Here is a 16,464-nt window from a genome sequence, read left to right as displayed (position 1 = left end):
TAGATTTGCGCCGCTAAATCATCCTCCAACAGCTTCGGCCTACAGGCGGAAAGGTTTGGCGGATGATTCAGAAATTCTCGCTCGGCGTTGCGAGCTTCGTACTCGCAGTGGCGCCGACGACCGCCACGGCGGCAACCTTCGGTTTCAATCTCAGCCTGACGGTTCCCGTGCATTGCACGGTCCAGCATCAGGCGACGGGATTTGGTGCGATCAGCGGCAATGCCGTATCGCTCGGCAGTTTCCGCGAATATTGCAACGCGCCGACGGGTTATGATCTTGTCATCAACTATGCGCCCGGTTCGTTGGAAGGCACGCGGATCATCGCCGGAAATGACGAAATCATCCTCAACGGCTCGGGCCAAGCGGTGCTCAGCCGCGCGACAGGGCCGCGGGTAAGGGAACGACCGATCGCGGCGGTTCCGGGCGAACAGGGTTTCGATACCGATCGTTTCGAGCTGACAATCGTTCCGAGCTGATGCCAGCCGTATGAACGCAAGCACAAACCCTCCGGCATTCCCGGGGGGTTTTGTGTTGTGCAAGGTCCGAATCACATCTCGATCGTGAACTTGATCTTGTCGGGCGTGACGCCGGCCGCCTTGGCGATTTGGGCTTTGGCCCGCTCGACCAGCTCGCTCAGATTTTCGACCTCGCCGACGCCGAGAAGCTCGGTGATTTCGACGCCGAGCGCTACCGACAGGGCTTCCATCCGGCCGGCCTTTGGCCTGGCCTTGTCGAGCTCCCAGGCAGAAATCGAGGGCTCGCTGACTCCCAGCCGGAGCGCGAGCTGGCCCTGCGTCAATTCCCTTGTCGTTCGCAGTCGCTGCAGGCGGAGGCCGAAGCTTTCGGCGCCGGGGGCGGGCTGGTCGTCTGGCGCTGACGCGTCCGGCCCTACCACGCTTCGCAGTTGCGCGGCGCTGAGCGTCGCGGGCGAGATCGATATCTCGAACTGGCATCCGCAAAGGTCGCCGCTGATCCAGATCACCCGCGCCGCGGTTTTACCGCTATGCGGCAGATTAACCTCGATCACCTCGCCGATTTCGAACGCTACGCTGGTTTCGACAAGCATGCCCGTCGCGGAAATATTGTGAACGAGCGCCGCGATTTCGGCGCCGGTGGCTTTCGATCCGTGCAGGGGAAGCCGTAATTGCCGCCGCGATGCACGACCGTTGCCAGCCGATCGCGGCATATTGTTTAGAAACACAGTCATCGCCATGCGCGCATCCATCGCGAGCCCTATCTTAATATTTGGCTTCGCGAGAAGGTTAATAGGGCAGGGCGACTGAAAGTCACCAGCACGAGCCTGGGCATATGATGAGTGAGGATGCCAACGTCTTCAAACGGAACAGCTTCCGGAAAACCCTTAGATATTTACACTATCGCAATTCCTTCCCGGCATAGCGGCTGGAGTGTGGGGATCAGGCGAAGAGTTTGTTTGATGGACGTGCCATCGCGGATGAGTTCCAGCGAGCGGGGGGATGATGACGTGGGCGAAGGCCAACGCGGCTTTTTCGGCCTGCTCGGCGCCCGTGCCGGCAAACCGCGCGGCGACTCCGCGGCAAATCTGCACACCCATGAAGCGCTGCTGCTTCTCCAGAATTATGAGGAAAGCGGCCAGGGATGGTTCTGGTCGACCGACGCCGGGGGGCGTCTCACCTATATCACCGATTCCGTCGCTCGACTGATGGGGCGCACGGCCGGCACATTGCTCGGCACAGCATTCGTCGATCTGTTCCTGCCCGTCGACAGCCACGGCGAACGCCAGCGTACCTTGCCCTTCCTTTTGACAAAACAGTCCAAGTTCGACGAATTGCCGCTGCGCAGTGCGTTCGAGGGCGACGATCGCTGGTGGGCGATTTCGGGCCGTCCGCAATTCGATGGCGGTGGCAAGTTCACGGGCTATCGTGGCAGCGGGACCGACGTGACCGCGCAGCGCCGCTCGGCCGAGGATGCATCGCGGCTCGCGCTTTATGACTCGCTGACCGGGCTCGCCAACCGCTTCAACATCTCGAAAAAGCTCGACACGACACTGGCTGCCTTCGCGCAGCAGCAGCGGTCGTGCGCGATCATGCTGCTTGATCTCGATCGCTTTAAACAAGTCAACGACACGCTCGGCCATCCGGCGGGCGACGCGTTGCTCAAACAGGTCGCCGAACGTCTGCTCAAGATTGTCGGCGACAAGGAAATGGTCAGCCGACTGGGCGGTGACGAATTCCAGATCATCCTTCCCGACATCGAGGATCGCGGCAAGCTCGGCGACATGGCGGCGGACATCATCGGCAGCCTGTCGCAGCCCTATTCGGTCGAGGGCAGCCGCTGTATCATCGGCGCTTCGGTGGGGGTCGCGATTGCGCCCTTCGACGGTTTGAGCAGCGACGACCTCGTTCGCAATGCCGACCTGGCCCTTTATGCGGCAAAAGGGAACGGCCGCGGGCGGTTCAGTTTCTATTCGAGCGAGCTCCACACCGCTGCCGAAGATCGCCGCGCGCTTGAGGACGATCTGCGCGACGCGCTGCTGCGCGGCGAGATGGCGCTGATCTATCAGCCCGTCGTCAATGCCCGATCGAACATGGTGAGCGGGGTCGAGGCACTGATCCGCTGGACCCATCCCGAACGCGGCATAATCTCTCCCTCGGTCTTCATCCCGATCGCGGAGGAGGCCGGCCTGATCTGGAAACTGGGCGAATGGGTACTGCGCACCGCATGCGAAGATGCCGCGAGCTGGCCGGGCGACATGCGGGTCGCCGTCAATGTCTCGCCGATCCAGTTCGCGAATGCCGATCTGCCCAAGGTTGTCGCGAAAGCGCTCGCGGCGACCGGCCTCTCGTCCGAACGACTGGAACTGGAGATCACCGAAAGCGTGTTCCTCGGCGATACCGCCGAGACCGCGCGTATGTTCAAGGCGCTGAAGGAACTTGGGGTTCGTCTGGCCCTCGACGATTTCGGGACCGGCTATTCTTCGCTCGCCTATCTGCAGTCGGCGCCGTTCGACAAGATCAAGATCGACCAGAGTTTCGTCCGCGATGCGACGGTTGCCGGGTCGCGCAACGGCGCGATCATCGCCGCGATCGTCGCGCTCGCCGAGGCGCTCGAAATGGAGACTACCGCCGAGGGCATCGAATCGCTCGACCAGCTCGAACTCATCCGCAAGCTGAACGTCAGCCACGTCCAAGGCTATGTCTATAGCAAGCCGGTGCCGCAGGCCGAATTGCTCGAACACACATCGGGGACGTGGACGATCAAGCCGACGGGCCCCGCGCGCCAGCGCAATGATCGTTTCTCGCTGTTCCGCAAAGTCGGCGCGATCCATGACAATCATCGCTATGCGGTCGTGATCCGCAACCTGTCGGCCACCGGCGCCTTTATCGAGGGCCTGCTGGATGTGCCCGTCGGCACGCGCTTCGTTATCGATTTTGGCGAAGGGCAGCTTGTGACCGCTACGGTCCGCCGGTCGATGAAGCATCAGCAGGGCGTGGAATTCGAACAGACGATGGTCAGCGATGGCAATGGCGGGCTCTGCACGCGGCACCGCGTGTCACCCTATCTGATCGCGGCCGCGACCCAATCGACTTCGGCGTTGGCGCTGCCGTCGTTCACGACGACGAGCGACTGGAAGGCAGCCTGACGCCGGAACCCTCCGCGCGCTGACCCGTTCTCTCTCCGATCGCCATTGGACGGAGACGAACATGACCGAGACCAAAATCTTTGCGCGACTGAAGGCCGATCATGATCGGCACCGCGAGCTTCTCGATCGCATTGACGCGACCCAGGGCGACAGCGATGAGCGTCGCTATCTGTTCGAGACTTTCCGGGTCGAGGTGACCGCGCATGCGGCGTCGGAAGAAATGTCGCTCTACGCGACGATGCTCGCGAATCCCGATTTGCGCGACGAGGCGCAGCACAGCGTCGCCGAGCACAAGGAGATCGAGGACTTCCTCACCGAGCTGTATGAGATGGAGTTTTCTTCGACGGGATGGCTTACGCGCTTTCGGTCGATGAAGGAACGCTACCTCCACCATATCGACGAGGAGGAGGAGGAGATGTTCCCGCAGGCCGAAAAGGGGCTGTCTGAGGCGAAGAAGCGCGAACTCATCAAGATATTCGAGAAGGAGAAGCCAAAGGAAAAGGCGAAGGCGGCTGAGGACGAACCCTCAAGCGAACACGCGAAGGCCTGACCTCCGGCTCGACTTTTGGCGTCCGCGCCGCCATAGGCGCGCGCCATGAGTGACAGATTCACCTTTTCCATCGCAGCGACCGACGGCGCCGCACGCACGGGCACGATCCGGATGCAGCGCGGCGAAATCCGTACCCCCGCTTTCATGCCCGTCGGCACCGCTGCAACGGTAAAGGCGATGCGCCCGGCCGAGGTGCGCGCGACCGGGGCCGACATCATTCTCGGCAATACCTATCATCTGATGTTGCGTCCCACCGCCGAACGTATGGCGCGACTGGGCGGCCTTCACAAATTCATGGCGTGGGACCGACCGATCCTGACCGACAGCGGCGGCTATCAGGTAATGAGCCTGTCGGCGCTGACCAAGCAGAGCGAGGAGGGCGTCGCGTTCAAGAGCCATCTCGACGGCTCGCGGCACATGCTGACCCCCGAACGCTCGATGGAAATCCAGCGCCTGCTCGGCAGCGACATCGTGATGGCGTTCGACGAATGCCCGCCGAACGGGGTCGACGCCAAGCGTGCCGAGGCTAGCATGGAGCGATCGATGCGTTGGGCGGCGCGCAGCCGCGCCGGTTTCGACGCGGGCGAGGAACATGCGGCGCGTTCGGCGCTGTTCGGCATCCAGCAAGGATCGCTTGACGAGAAGCTTCGCGCGCGTTCGGCAGCGGCGCTGACCGACATCGGTTTCGACGGCTATGCGATCGGCGGACTCGCCGTTGGCGAAGGGCAGGAGGCAATGTTCGGGGTACTCGACTATGCGCCGGGCCAGCTTCCCGCCGACAAGCCGCGCTATTTGATGGGGGTCGGCAAGCCCGACGACCTTGTCGGCGCGGTCGCGCGCGGGGTCGACATGTTCGACTGCGTGCTGCCGACGCGGTCCGGGCGCAACGGGCAGGCCTTCACCCGCGACGGGCCGATCAATATCCGTAACGCGAAATTTGCCGAGGATCAGACGCCGCTGGATGCTTCATGCGCTTGCCCCGTGTGCGCGACCTGGTCGCGCGCCTATCTGCATCACCTCGTCCGTTCGAACGAGATGCTGGGCGCAATGCTGATGACGCAGCACAATCTGCATTATTATCAGGATTTGATGCAGGACATGCGCGACGCGATCGGGGCGGGCAGTTTCGCCGCGTTCCAGAGCGATTTCGGCGCGCGCTACAAGCGCGAGGCGAAGGGAAGCTGACTCAGTCGAGTTTGCTCAGCAGATCGAGCAGCGACTGGGGAATTGTCTCGTCGACGGTAGATTCATAGGCGCGGCGCAGGGCGCCGTTGACGTCCTGTCCTTTTGCGGAAGTTTTCTTATCCGCGTCCTTTCCGGAGGACTCGCCGCGCGGCGAACCGGTTTTAGACGACATTATTGAAGCATCCGCTGGACATGGGGCCTTTTGCTAACCGCGCATACACCAAAGAGCAATGGCGCGTTTGTTCCTTCGGCATGAAACTATTTTAATGCTAAATCGTTCCCTATCGACGAAATATATTGGATGATGCCGGGGAAGCGTGGTGAGCCGGCCCTTTTTCGGACGTGTCTGCCAAAGTTTGTGCGGTTATCAGGAGGTAAAATATGTCATTGGGTCAGTCGGTTGCGCCGCACCTTCCTTATCTGCGGCGTTATGGCCGGTCCATTTCCGGAAGCCAGCAAAGCGGGGATGCGCTGGTCGCACGTCTGCTCGAAACATTGGTGGCGAACCCCGGGGCGGTCGACATCGGCGCCGACCTGCGCATCCAATTGTACCGGATGGTCCATGACAATTTCGGCCTGATGGCCGAACAGGCGGCCGCGAACGACCGCGACGCCCTGACCGATATCGCGATTGCCGATGCGCGCCTGCGCCGCATACCCTCGCTGGCGCGGCAGGCCTTGTTACTGACTGCGGTCGAGGGGTTCAGCGTCGAGGATACCGGCCGCATCATCGGCCGCGATGGAGAGGCCGTGCGCGGCCTGATCTCCGATGCGACCGACGAGATCGACCGCCAGACGCGCGCGCGTATCCTGATCATCGAGGACGAACCGATCATCGCGATGGATATCGAAATGATCGTCCGCGAACTCGGTCACGACGTCGTCGGCGTTGCCACGACGCACCGCGAGGCGGTCGCCGAGGCACAGAAGCATCAGCCTGGGCTCGTGCTCGCCGACATCCAGCTCGCCGACAACAGTTCGGGGATCGAGGCGGTGCAGGAAATCCTGACCGACCTTAAAGTGCCGGTAATCTTCATCACGGCCTTTCCCGAGCGGCTGCTCACCGGCGACCGGCCCGAGCCAGCGTTCCTGCTGACCAAGCCCTACCAGCCCGCAACGCTGCGCGCAGCGATCTCGCAGGTGCTGTTCTTCGACGAATCGACGATTCCGGCCTGACGCCCGGCGGCGTTTCGCCCCGCACCCTTGTCACACGCGGCGCCGCGGGTGATAGGGCGGGGCGATGGCTATCCTCGACGCTTCCAGCCGCCAGTCGGCACTCGACCGGCTTACCGCGCATGCGCCTTTTCTCGCGCGGCTCGCGGACCTCAATCCCGATGATGTCGCCAGCTATCTGCGCGAAGGCACCGATGCAGCGCTGACGGCGGTCGCGCCACCGACGGTCGGCGACGATATCATGCGGACGCTGCGCCAGTGGCGCGGCCGTATGGCGCTGCTGCTTGCGCTCGGCGACCTGTCGGGCGAGCATGATGTCGCGACGACGACGCGGCTTCTGTCGAACTTTGCCGACCAGGCGTGCGACGCGGCGCTTGCGGCGGCTTTCGCCGAACGTGTTCCCGACGAGGAGCCGCGCGGGCTTTCGGTGATCGCGCTCGGCAAGCTCGGTAGCCACGAGCTCAACTACTCGTCGGACATCGACCCGATCCTGATTTTCGATCCGGAGACATTGCCGCGCCGGCAACGCGACGATCCTGGCGAGGCGGCGGTGCGGATCGCGCGGCGGATGACCGAGATATTGTCGGCGCGCACCGGCGACGGCCATGTCCTGCGCGTCGATCTGCGCCTGCGTCCGCATCCGGAGGTGACGCCGATCGTGCTGCCGGTCGATGCGGCGATTTCCTATTATGAATCGGAGGCGCTGGCGTGGGAACAGGCGGCGTTCATCCGCAGCCGCGCGTCGGCCGGCGACCGAGCGCTGGGCGAGCAGTTCCTGTCGGCGATCCAACCTTTCATCTGGCGTCGCAGCCTCGATTTCCGGCAGCTCAAGGAAATCGGTGCGATGAGCGACCGGATCCGCGACCATTTCGCGCAGGGGCAGGCATTCGGCCCGGGCTTTGACCTGAAGCGCGGGCGCGGCGGCATCCGCGAGATCGAGTTTTTCGCTCAGGTCCATCAGCTCATCTATGGCGGGCGCGATCCCTCGCTGCGCGTGCCTGCGACGGTCGATGCGCTAGCAGCGCTGGCAGCGGCGGGCCGGATCGAGCCTGAGGATGCGGCCCGCCTTTCGGGCCATTATGCGACGCTCCGCCGCATCGAACATCGATTGCAAATGATCGAGGACCAGCAGACGCATAGCCTGCCGACGCAGGGGGCGGCTCTCGACTGCGTCGCACAGCTCGATGGCGAGGCCGATGGTGCGGCGCTGCTCGCGATGCTTGAACCCGTCGTGGCGGACGTCGGCACCTGTTACGACCGGCTGGTCGCGGAGCGCGCGGTGACCACCGGCCTTCCGCGCGACGAGGACAGCCTTGCGGCGCAGTTGGCCGCAGCGGGGTTCGACCCGCCCGATGCCGCGGTGCGCACGATCGCCGAATGGCGCGGCGGAAAGCTGCGCGCGCTGCGCAGCCCGGCGGCGCTCGACGCGCTCGAGACGATGCTGCCCGAACTGATCAAGGCGCTGGGCGCGGCACCCGATCCGCAAGCGACGCTGACGCGCTTCGACAAGCTTGTTGCGGGGTTGCCGAGTGCGATAAACTTCTTTCATCTGCTCGCTGCGCAGCCGGCTCTGGCGCGGATCGCGACGCGGATATTGTCGCTCGCCCCGACGCTCGCCGACGCGCTCGGCACTCGCGTCGAGCTGATCGAGGGGCTGATCGATCAGCGTGCTTTCGATGCGCCGGCCAACAAGGAGCAACTGACTGCCGAATGGGGGCCGGGGCTGGCTGCGCTCGATTATGAGCGGTTGCTCGACCGGGTGCGCGATCATGTCGGCGAACGGCGCTTCGCTTATGGTGCGCAGCTCGTGGCGGGCGCGACCGACCCGCTGACGATCGCCTGCGGCTATTCGGAGCTTGCCGAAGCGGCGCTGCAGGTGCTCGCCGACGCGACCGTGGCCGAATTCGTCGCGGCGCACGGCCGCGTCCCCGACAGCGAACTCGTCGTGCTCGCGCTCGGCCGGCTCGGTGGCCGGGCGCTGACGCACGCGTCGGACCTTGACCTCATCTACCTCTTCACCGGCGACCATCTCGCCGAATCCGACGGGCCGCGCCCGCTTGGTGCGACGACCTATTATAACCGCCTTGCGCAGCGCGTGACGGGTGCGATGTCGGTGCCGACCGCAGCGGGCAAGCTGTACGATGTCGATACGCGGCTGCGTCCGCAAGGCGCGCAGGGCCCCCTGGTGGTGACGGTCGACAGTTTCGAACGCTACCAGCGCGAGGAAGCATGGACGTGGGAGCATATGGCGCTGCTGCGCGCGCGGCCGGTTTATGGCTCGGACGCGGCGAAGACCGAGGTGCAGCGCATTGTCGACGAACTGCTCTCGATTCCGCGGGACGCGGCGAAGCTCGCGGCCGACGCCGCCGAAATGCGGAGCAAAATTGCGGCGCACAAGCCGCCGCAGGGGCCGCTCGACATAAAGGGCGGCCCCGGGGGGCTCGTCGACCTGGAATTTGCAATGCAGGTGACCCAGCTCGTCAGCGGCCAGTGCCACGATCCGAACATCTCGGCAGCACTCGGGTGCATGAAAGCGGCCGGGCTCGCCCCGCCCGAGCTGGTCGACGCGCACGGCTTGCTCGCGCGGATGCTGGTGATGCTTCGTCTCACCGCGCCTGAGGGAGAGCCGCCGACCGCGGCGGCGCGGCAGTTGGTGGCGAGCCAGTGCGGTGAGCCCGGCTGGCCGCAACTGCTTGCCGCGCACGACGCCGCGCGGCAGGAGATCGCGAACTGGTGGGCCTCGATTCGCCCCGCAAAGCAGGAGACAAAGCCGTGACCCTCGCAATCGGAGATGCCATTCCCGCCGTGAAATTATTGGATGCCGATGGCGCGGCGATCGACCTTGCAGCGATGAAGGGCGCTCCGCTCGTCGTCTATTTCTATCCCAAGGCCGACACGCCGGGTTGCACGACCGAGGCGCAGGATTTTACGCGCCTAGCGCCCGAATTTGCGCATCTGAACGCGCAGGTTCTTGCCGTATCGCGCGACGCCCCGGCGAAGCTCTGCAAGTTTCGCGACAAATATGGGCTGACCGTCCGCCTCGCATCCGATGAAGAGGGGGCGGTGTGCGAAGCCTTTGGCACTTGGGTCGAAAAGCAGAATTACGGCCGCACCTATATGGGAATCGAGCGCTCGACCTTCCTATTTGGCCGCGACGGCAAGCTCGCGAAAGAATGGCGCAAGGTGCGTGTGAAGGGCCATGCCGACGCCGTGCTGGAGGCCGCAAAGGCCCTTTGATGAACTCGCTGGGTGAAGCCGCGCGGGCGGTCCTGCTGACGCCGGACCCACACGACAAGCGCCGCGCGGCACGCGGCCTGGCGCGGGCATGGCGGCAGGGTCTGCTCGCGCATCGCTGCGACACGCCGATGCCCGACCAGCCCGCATGGCCCGCCGCGCCCGAACTGCTCCCGCCGAACCGGATGCCGAAGCGCGGCAGGGGCGGTTCCGAGCGTGGGCGCATCGCGCTGCTCCATGCGCTCGCGCATATCGAGTTCGTCGCGATCGATCTTGCGGTCGATCTGGTTGGCCGGTTCGGTGATCAATTTCCGCGGCAGTTCGTCGACGACTGGATCGGGGTGGCGGCCGACGAGGCGATGCATTTTGCGTTGCTCGACCGGCGGCTCCGCCAGCTCGGGAGTCATTATGGCGCGCTACCTGCACATGCCGGATTGTGGGAATCGGCCGAATCCACCGCCGATGACGTGCTAGCGCGGCTTGCGATCGTGCCAATGGTCCTTGAAGCGCGGGGTCTCGACGTCACGCCGTCGACCGTGGAACGCTTCCGCGCTGTGGGCGACGAGACCTCGGCGAAGATTTTATCACGCATTTACAACGATGAAATTCGCCATGTGACCGCCGGCACAGTCTGGTTTCGGCGAAAGTGCGATGAAATGGGATTCAACGTCGTCGAAACGTGGCACGCCCTAGTAAAATCGCGCTTTCGGGGCAGTTTGAAGCCACCGTTCAACGACTCGGCGCGCCACGACGCCGGTTTAACGCAAGAATTCTACGCCGTTATTGCTTCGTAAGGATTGGAACAGCACACAGGCTTCCGCGGGGGATGAGCAATCATCCAAACCAAGAAACACCGGCGCCAAGGCCCATCTACGGACTTTGGCGACATGGCAAACGCGGGGTCGTCGTTTTGATTAACACTCTTCTGGCGCAGAAGTTGCACCAAGTCGCAATCGTCTGCGCGGCAGCATGTTTCGGACTGGCCACCCCGGCCGTCCACGCCGCCGAAACCAGCGCCGATGCTAGCATTGTCGTTCCCGACGAACCCGATGACGACAGCTTTACCGCTGGCGTTCCGTCGGCCGGTGAAGACAGTGAAGCCCGCGCAATTTTTCAGGCGTGGAAGCGCCTCGACACCGGTCTGACCGCCTCGATCGGCGTTGCAGTGCCTTCGCGTCGCCCGATTGACCAGATGTCGCTGTCCTCGTCGTATGGCATGCGCGTCCACCCGGTTACCGGCAAGGTCGCCCGCCACAACGGCATCGACATTCCGGCGCCGCACGGCACCCCGATTTACGCGACCGCCGACGGCATCGTCGGCCGCGCCCAGCGCCTCGGCGGCTATGGCAACTATGTCGAAGTCGAGCATGGCAACGCGATCCAGACGCGCTACGGCCACATGTCGTCGTACATCGTGACCCCCGGTCAGTCGGTGAAGAAGGGTCAGGTCCTCGGTTATGTCGGGTCGACCGGCCGTTCGACCGGCAACCACCTCCATTATGAAGTCCGCATCGAAGGCGCGCCGGTCAATCCGATGCCGTTCGTGCGGTCGGACCAGATGGCGATCGCTGCAATCACCGGCAAGAATGTCGCGATGGGCGGTCCCGAATAACAAGCTTTCCTGGGTCGGAGAGGAGGGGCGCCAGGCGGGTCAACCGTCGAGGCGCCCTTTTTATTTGGGCACAAGGCTCCTATCTAATGATCATGGCAACGCAGCTTTCCGAAATCACCCTGTCGCCGGCCGCCGCGGCGCGCGTCCGCTGGATCGCTGATCGTAAGGGCGAGGCCGATGCGGCGCTCCGCCTCGCTGTCGATGGCGGTGGCTGTTCGGGCTTCACCTATCGCTTCGGCCTTGCCGAGGGGATCGATGCCGATGACATCGTCACAGAGACTGACGGCGTGAAGCTGGTGGTCGACCCGATCAGCATCGACCTTGTGCGCGGCTGCATCGTCGATTTCGTCGATTCGCTCGGTGGGTCGTCTTTCAAGGTGGAAAACCCCAATGCGGCTTCGGGTTGCGGTTGCGGATCCAGCTTCTCGATCTGACGCCTTTCACAGCGGCGTGCTTGCTGGCATAGCGAGCCAATGAAAATCGCGACCTTCAATATCAACGGGATCAAGGCCCGTCTGCCGCGCCTCGTCGAATGGCTCGAGGAAACGCAGCCCGATATCGCCTGCCTGCAGGAACTGAAATCGAGCGACGAGACGATGCCGACGAAAGAGATCGAGGCGGCGGGCTATGGCTTCCTCTATCATGGGCAAAAAGGCTTCAACGGCGTCGCGATTCTCGCCAAGGGTACGCAGCCGGTCGAAACGCAACGCGGGCTCGCGGGCGAGGCGGAAGACGAACAGTCACGCTATCTGGAGGCCGACATCCATGGCCTCCGCGTCGCGTCGATCTATCTTCCCAACGGCAACCCGCAGCCGGGGCCGAAATTCGACTACAAGCTGCGCTGGATGGAGCGGCTGCGCGAGCGCGCGAAATTCCTGCTCGCGAGTGAAATCCCGACAATCCTGACCGGCGATTACAATGTCATCCCGCACGACGACGATGTGTGGGACCCGCGTGCTATGTCGACCGACGCGCTGATGCAGCCCGAATCGCGCGATGCATATTTTCGGATGCTCGGCGACGGCTGGACCGACGCGATCCGCAGCCGCCATCCGGCGGGCGGCGTGTGGACCTTCTGGGACTATCAGGCGGGCGGCTGGCAGCGCGACCACGGGTTTCGCATCGACCATCTGCTGCTCAGCCCCGCGCTCGCCGACCGGCTGGTCGACGCCGGCGTCGACAAGGATCATCGCGGTCGCGAAAAGGCGAGCGACCATGCACCAACCTGGGCCATGCTCGACTAGCGCTCAAGCGTCGGGATAAAGCGTCGTCATCACTCGCTTCGGGTCGAGCGCATAATGATGCGCGACCGCTCCGGCGATCACGCTTTCGAGGCTGCGCGTCGGCTTGAGGTCGCGGCCGTCGTAACGTGCTGCGACGCCCAGGCCTGGCCAATCGGCCGATACCTTGCCGCCCGCCGCCAGCCCGCCGCCGAGCAGCATCGCGGTCGAAGCGGTGCCATGATCGGTGCCGCCGGTACCGTTGATTTCGACCGTGCGGCCGAATTCGGTCGCGACGATGACGAGCGTGTCGTTCCACGCAGGTCCGATGCCGGTTTGCAACGCACCGACGAGTTGATCGAGCCCGCGAAGCTGCGCCGCAAGCCGGCCGCGCTGGCCGCTGTGCGTGTCCCAGCCGCCGGTTTCGACCATCATCACGCGCGCTCCATCGGCGGGGAGCATCAGCGAGGCAGCGAGCTTGCCGAGTTCGGCGCCGTTGCGGCCATTATTGCCCCCGATGTCGCTCGCGAGTTCCTGGGTCTTCACGGCGCTGTCCCATAACGGATGGAGCAGCGGATCGTCGGCGTAGAGCGCGGTCAGCCGCGCCACCAGGTCGGCGTCGGCCTGCGGCAGGCGGCTGGGGGCATAGGTCCCGACCTGCAATGGCCCGCGCAGCGCAAGCGGGACGGCGGGGGCGATCGCGATCGCGTCGCGCTCGGCTGCCGGGAGCAGGGTGAGCAAGCGTCCGACCCAACCGTCGTCCCGCCCATAGGGTCGCGATCCGCCGCCCTCGAGCATATTCTGCCCGTCGAAATGCGACCGGTCGCGATAACCGGTGGCAACTGCGTGCGCGAAATGCGCATGTTTGCGCGAATAGAGACCTGCGGTTGCGGCCAGTGCCGGGTGCAGCGTGAACATGGCGTCGAGTTTCGCGCCGTCCGCTGTTTCGTCGGCCATCGCGCGCCGTGCCGCGGCAAAGCCGGGATCTCCGGTCGGCGCGACGATCCCTAGGCCGTCAGCGGCGCCGCGCTGGATGATGAAGACGAGGCGTTTCGGCGTCCCTGCGGCGGCATAGGCGAAGCGGGGCAAGGTGCCCGCGGCGGCGACTGTGATCCCTGACAGGATGATCGAGCGGCGTGAGAGGATCATCGTCTATCTCCGCAAAAAGGCCGGGCTGGCGAACAGCATCGCGATGCCCCGTCCCGGACTGTCGGCCCGCGCGATCGCCTGCGTCATGTCGGGGGTAAGCGCGTCGGCGAGGATGAGCGGGGCGAGTTGGCGGGGATCGGCGCGATCACCGATCCGTCCGGCGATCCGGCTCGCCAATTCGACCCGCTGCATCAGTGCGGCCGACCCTGCCCATGTTGCGACTTTGTCGTCATAGCCCGCGGGCGACCCGGGGCGCCACACGGGCTGGCCAAGTTGGGTGAACATCGCGGCGATATTCTGCCGCTCGCCGAGAGCCGGTGCCTTCAACGCTCGCAGCATCGACACAGTCCAGTCCCATGGCGATTTGAACATCGCGGGTGCCGCCGCCCACGGTTCGGGCGAGGCAATGAGCGTGCGGTATAGCGAACGGAGGTCGCCGCCGGTCATGAGGAAGTCGGCCGACAGCCGATCCACCAGTGCCGCCGGCGGCTCGTCTGCCGTGAAATGACGCGCCAGCTTGGCAGCGATATGCTTCGCGGTCGCGGGATGAACGGCGAGGTCGCGCAGAATGGCTTCGGCTTGCCGGGCACCCGAGTCGTCGTATCGCTTGCCGAGGATCGTCTGTGCGCCGGGTTCGTGGAGTGCGCCGATGAAGACCGTCTCGCCGGGGCGCGCGTCGGCGGGCATCAGGCGCTGTCCTGCACCGCGCCCAAGGCCCGCGACGGTAAGGCCAGTGAGTGCCTTCGCAAAAGCCGTTACGTCGGTTTGGGTATAGCCGGCGCGGACGCCGAGCGTGTGCAGTTCCAGTATCTCGCGCGCGAGATTCTCGTTGAGCCCCGGCGCCTGCCGTTTGCCCCGGTTTCGCACGCGTGTCGCAAACGGGCTGTCGGGACCGAAACTCTGCGCTTGATCGAGATAGAGCAGCATTGCGGGATGACGCACAGCGGAGATGAGCAGGTCGGCGAATTTGCCCATGATATTCGGACGGATCGCTTCATTCTCATAATTTCCAGCGAATCCGATGACGGTCTGCTTGTCCGCCGAAACCGCGAAATGATTCGCCCAGAAATGGACGAGCCGCTCGGGGAAGGGGGTTGACGTCGCGACCGCGGCGGACAGGCGCGCGGCGCTCGCATCGACATAGTGGCGGCGGATCGCCGAGCGGGAGAGGCGGCGGAGTTCGGGGGCCATGCCCTTTTCCTCCTCGCTCATCGGCATGTCGGCCGCTTCGCGGCGTATCGCCTGTCGTTCGTCGCGATATTCAACATAGGCGGCAGCGACCGCGTCGCGCCCCGCCAATCCTGCGAGCGCGGGTGGTGCGGGATCATAGTCGACGATTTGGCGCGTCAGCCAAGCCCGGGGATCGGCGATTGCGGGATCGTCGAACCGGCGGCCGAGGCCGAAGCGGTTAGTGGCAAGATATTGGACAGCCATGACAAAGCCTTTCCGCGCCCCAAACGCATCATGGCCGCTATTTGTCGCAAAGCTGTCCCGCGGTCAGAGTGATTTGTCGTAAATCTGGTACACGCGATTGACCTTGGCCTCGATGGCGTCGGCCACGGCGTTCATCCCCTGATTGTCGTCGAGCACCCAGCCGATATCGCCGCGCTTGGTGCCATAATCGGCGACCGCGTCGCGGCGAATATATTCGATCATCATGAAGGCGAGCGTGCTCGCCATCCGGCTGTTTTGCAGCTTTTTGGCGACGCCCATTAACGGCACGCGCAGGATATGGCTTTGGGGTTTGCGCAGCCACCAGAGCAGGCGTGCCCAGTTGAAGGGCAGCAATGATCCGTCCATGTCGATCAGCAACTGGTTGATGTTCGGCAGCACGATCATGAATGCGACGGGTTCGCCGTCGACTTCGGCGACGCGGATCAGATCCTCGAAGACGATGTCCTTCAGCTTCTTGCCGACATAAGCAATCTCGCTGTCGGTCAGCGGGACAAAGCCCCAATTGTCCGACCATGCATCGTTGAGCAGCCCCATGATAAGCGTCGCTTCGGCGGCGAAGCGACGCTTGTCGACCTTGCGGATGCGGATGCGTGCGTTCTTCTCGCCCGCCGCGACGATGCGGTTGACCAGTGGCGGGAAACCCTCGTTGATCGCGACGTCGTAATTCAGCAGTTGCTTCACCGGTTGATAGCCGGCGCCCTCGACCCAGCCGCGATAGAGCGGGCTGTTGTGCCCCATCATAACCGTCGGCCGGTTGTCGAACCCCTCGATCAGCAGGCCCGGTTCGTCCCAGATCGAAATCGACAGCGGCCCCAATGAGCGGTGCATGCCCTGCGCACGGAGCCAGTCCTCTGCTGCACCGAGCAGGACTTGCGCGGTTGCTTCATCCTCGGCTTCGAGCAAACCCCAATTGCCTGTGCCCGGGCCCATGCCCTGTTCGACGGGCTGCGCGAGCGCCAACTCGTCGATATGCGCCGATATGCGTCCGATCGTGCGGCCGTCGCGCCGCGCGAGGAAAAATTGCGCCTTGCCATGTTCGAACCACGGATTTTTGCCAGGCGTGAGTAGGCCGTAGACCTCGCCCTTCAGCGGCGGCACCCACGCCGGATCACCGCGATTGAGACGAAAGGCAAGCTCGACGAACTCGCGCAAATCCGCCTTGTCCTTAACCGGGTGGATGGTGATCGGGCCGTCCGAATGTCCGCTCATACTGGTTTCCTGAAAAGGGCTTCCTATATTTTGTGGCGACGCATTAGGGCATAGA

At 64.1% G+C, this 16,464-nt stretch carries 16 protein-coding genes; 11 read left to right on the top strand and 5 right to left on the bottom strand.

The genetic code is table 11. From position 1 onward, the window contains the following. Window positions 1–62 precede the first annotated feature (62 nt). The gene (locus KEC45_RS14550) at window positions 63–476 is read left to right on the top strand and encodes a hypothetical protein (protein ID WP_062177449.1); all 414 of its coding nucleotides are present in this window, start codon (window positions 63–65) and stop codon (window positions 474–476) included. Between the two features lie 71 nt (window positions 477–547). On the opposite strand, the gene KEC45_RS14545 is transcribed toward KEC45_RS14550, so the two are convergent. Beyond that, window positions 548–1,213 (bottom strand): helix-turn-helix domain-containing protein, encoded by a 666-nt coding sequence (locus KEC45_RS14545; protein WP_083435885.1) that lies wholly within the window; start codon window positions 1,211–1,213, stop codon window positions 548–550. A gap of 270 nt (window positions 1,214–1,483) precedes the next feature. On the opposite strand from KEC45_RS14545, the gene KEC45_RS14540 reads away from it, so the two are divergent. The 3 genes from KEC45_RS14540 to tgt all read left to right on the top strand — a co-directional run bounded on the left by KEC45_RS14540 (window position 1,484) and on the right by tgt (window position 5,357). Further along, window positions 1,484–3,622: an EAL domain-containing protein gene (locus tag KEC45_RS14540; RefSeq protein WP_238586549.1), complete on the top strand. Its 2,139-nt coding sequence runs from the start codon at window positions 1,484–1,486 to the stop codon at window positions 3,620–3,622. 61 nt (window positions 3,623–3,683) lie between these two features. After that, window positions 3,684–4,172, top strand: coding sequence for a hemerythrin domain-containing protein (locus KEC45_RS14535; protein WP_062177458.1), 489 nt, complete (start codon window positions 3,684–3,686; stop codon window positions 4,170–4,172). 45 nt (window positions 4,173–4,217) lie between these two features. After that, window positions 4,218–5,357 (top strand): tRNA guanosine(34) transglycosylase Tgt, encoded by a 1,140-nt coding sequence (tgt, locus tag KEC45_RS14530; protein ID WP_062177461.1) that lies wholly within the window; start codon window positions 4,218–4,220, stop codon window positions 5,355–5,357. A gap of 1 nt (window position 5,358) precedes the next feature. On the opposite strand, the gene KEC45_RS14525 is transcribed toward tgt, so the two are convergent. Continuing rightward, window positions 5,359–5,529 carry a NepR family anti-sigma factor gene (locus KEC45_RS14525; protein ID WP_193749091.1) on the bottom strand — a complete coding sequence of 57 codons (171 nt, stop codon included), beginning with the start codon at window positions 5,527–5,529 and terminating at the stop codon, window positions 5,359–5,361. A 209-nt stretch (window positions 5,530–5,738) separates the two neighbouring features. Between KEC45_RS14525 and KEC45_RS14520 the strand changes: the two genes are divergently transcribed. The 7 genes from KEC45_RS14520 to xth all read left to right on the top strand — a co-directional run bounded on the left by KEC45_RS14520 (window position 5,739) and on the right by xth (window position 12,620). Then, the gene (locus KEC45_RS14520; RefSeq protein ID WP_062177464.1) at window positions 5,739–6,533 is read left to right on the top strand and encodes a response regulator; all 795 of its coding nucleotides are present in this window, start codon (window positions 5,739–5,741) and stop codon (window positions 6,531–6,533) included. Window positions 6,534–6,597: 64 nt separating this feature from the next. Further along, complete coding sequence (locus KEC45_RS14515; protein ID WP_062177467.1) at window positions 6,598–9,306, top strand: bifunctional [glutamine synthetase] adenylyltransferase/[glutamine synthetase]-adenylyl-L-tyrosine phosphorylase; 2,709 nt, start codon at window positions 6,598–6,600, stop codon at window positions 9,304–9,306. After that, a complete protein-coding gene (locus tag KEC45_RS14510) occupies window positions 9,303–9,767 on the top strand; it encodes a peroxiredoxin (protein WP_193749092.1) in 465 nt (154 codons plus the stop codon). The genes KEC45_RS14515 and KEC45_RS14510 overlap by 4 nt, the downstream gene beginning before the upstream one ends. Beyond that, entirely contained in the window at window positions 9,767–10,558 is a 792-nt protein-coding gene (locus KEC45_RS14505) for a ferritin-like domain-containing protein (RefSeq protein WP_062177470.1), read from the top strand. The genes KEC45_RS14510 and KEC45_RS14505 overlap by 1 nt, the downstream gene beginning before the upstream one ends. Window positions 10,559–10,701: 143 nt before the next feature. Continuing rightward, the gene (locus KEC45_RS14500; protein WP_238586550.1) at window positions 10,702–11,376 is read left to right on the top strand and encodes a M23 family metallopeptidase; all 675 of its coding nucleotides are present in this window, start codon (window positions 10,702–10,704) and stop codon (window positions 11,374–11,376) included. Between the two features lie 92 nt (window positions 11,377–11,468). Further along, entirely contained in the window at window positions 11,469–11,810 is a 342-nt protein-coding gene (gene erpA, locus KEC45_RS14495) for an iron-sulfur cluster insertion protein ErpA (protein ID WP_252172041.1), read from the top strand. 39 nt (window positions 11,811–11,849) lie between these two features. Continuing rightward, window positions 11,850–12,620 carry an exodeoxyribonuclease III gene (gene xth, locus KEC45_RS14490; RefSeq protein WP_062177476.1) on the top strand — a complete coding sequence of 257 codons (771 nt, stop codon included), beginning with the start codon at window positions 11,850–11,852 and terminating at the stop codon, window positions 12,618–12,620. Between the two features lie 3 nt (window positions 12,621–12,623). On the opposite strand, the gene KEC45_RS14485 is transcribed toward xth, so the two are convergent. From KEC45_RS14485 to KEC45_RS14475, 3 genes are all read right to left on the bottom strand, one after another. Further along, window positions 12,624–13,745, bottom strand: coding sequence for a DUF1501 domain-containing protein (locus KEC45_RS14485; protein WP_062177479.1), 1,122 nt, complete (start codon window positions 13,743–13,745; stop codon window positions 12,624–12,626). A gap of 3 nt (window positions 13,746–13,748) precedes the next feature. Continuing rightward, entirely contained in the window at window positions 13,749–15,179 is a 1,431-nt protein-coding gene (locus KEC45_RS14480) for a DUF1800 family protein (RefSeq protein WP_062177482.1), read from the bottom strand. Window positions 15,180–15,242: 63 nt separating this feature from the next. Continuing rightward, window positions 15,243–16,409 carry a hypothetical protein gene (locus KEC45_RS14475; protein WP_062177485.1) on the bottom strand — a complete coding sequence of 389 codons (1,167 nt, stop codon included), beginning with the start codon at window positions 16,407–16,409 and terminating at the stop codon, window positions 15,243–15,245. Window positions 16,410–16,464: the final 55 nt, after the last annotated feature.

It is taken from the genome of Sphingopyxis sp. USTB-05 (assembly GCF_023822045.1).
Classification (GTDB): domain Bacteria; phylum Pseudomonadota; class Alphaproteobacteria; order Sphingomonadales; family Sphingomonadaceae; genus Sphingopyxis.
The sequence above is the reverse complement of the archived record's forward strand: the minus strand, read 5'-3'. Positions and strand labels throughout refer to the sequence as shown.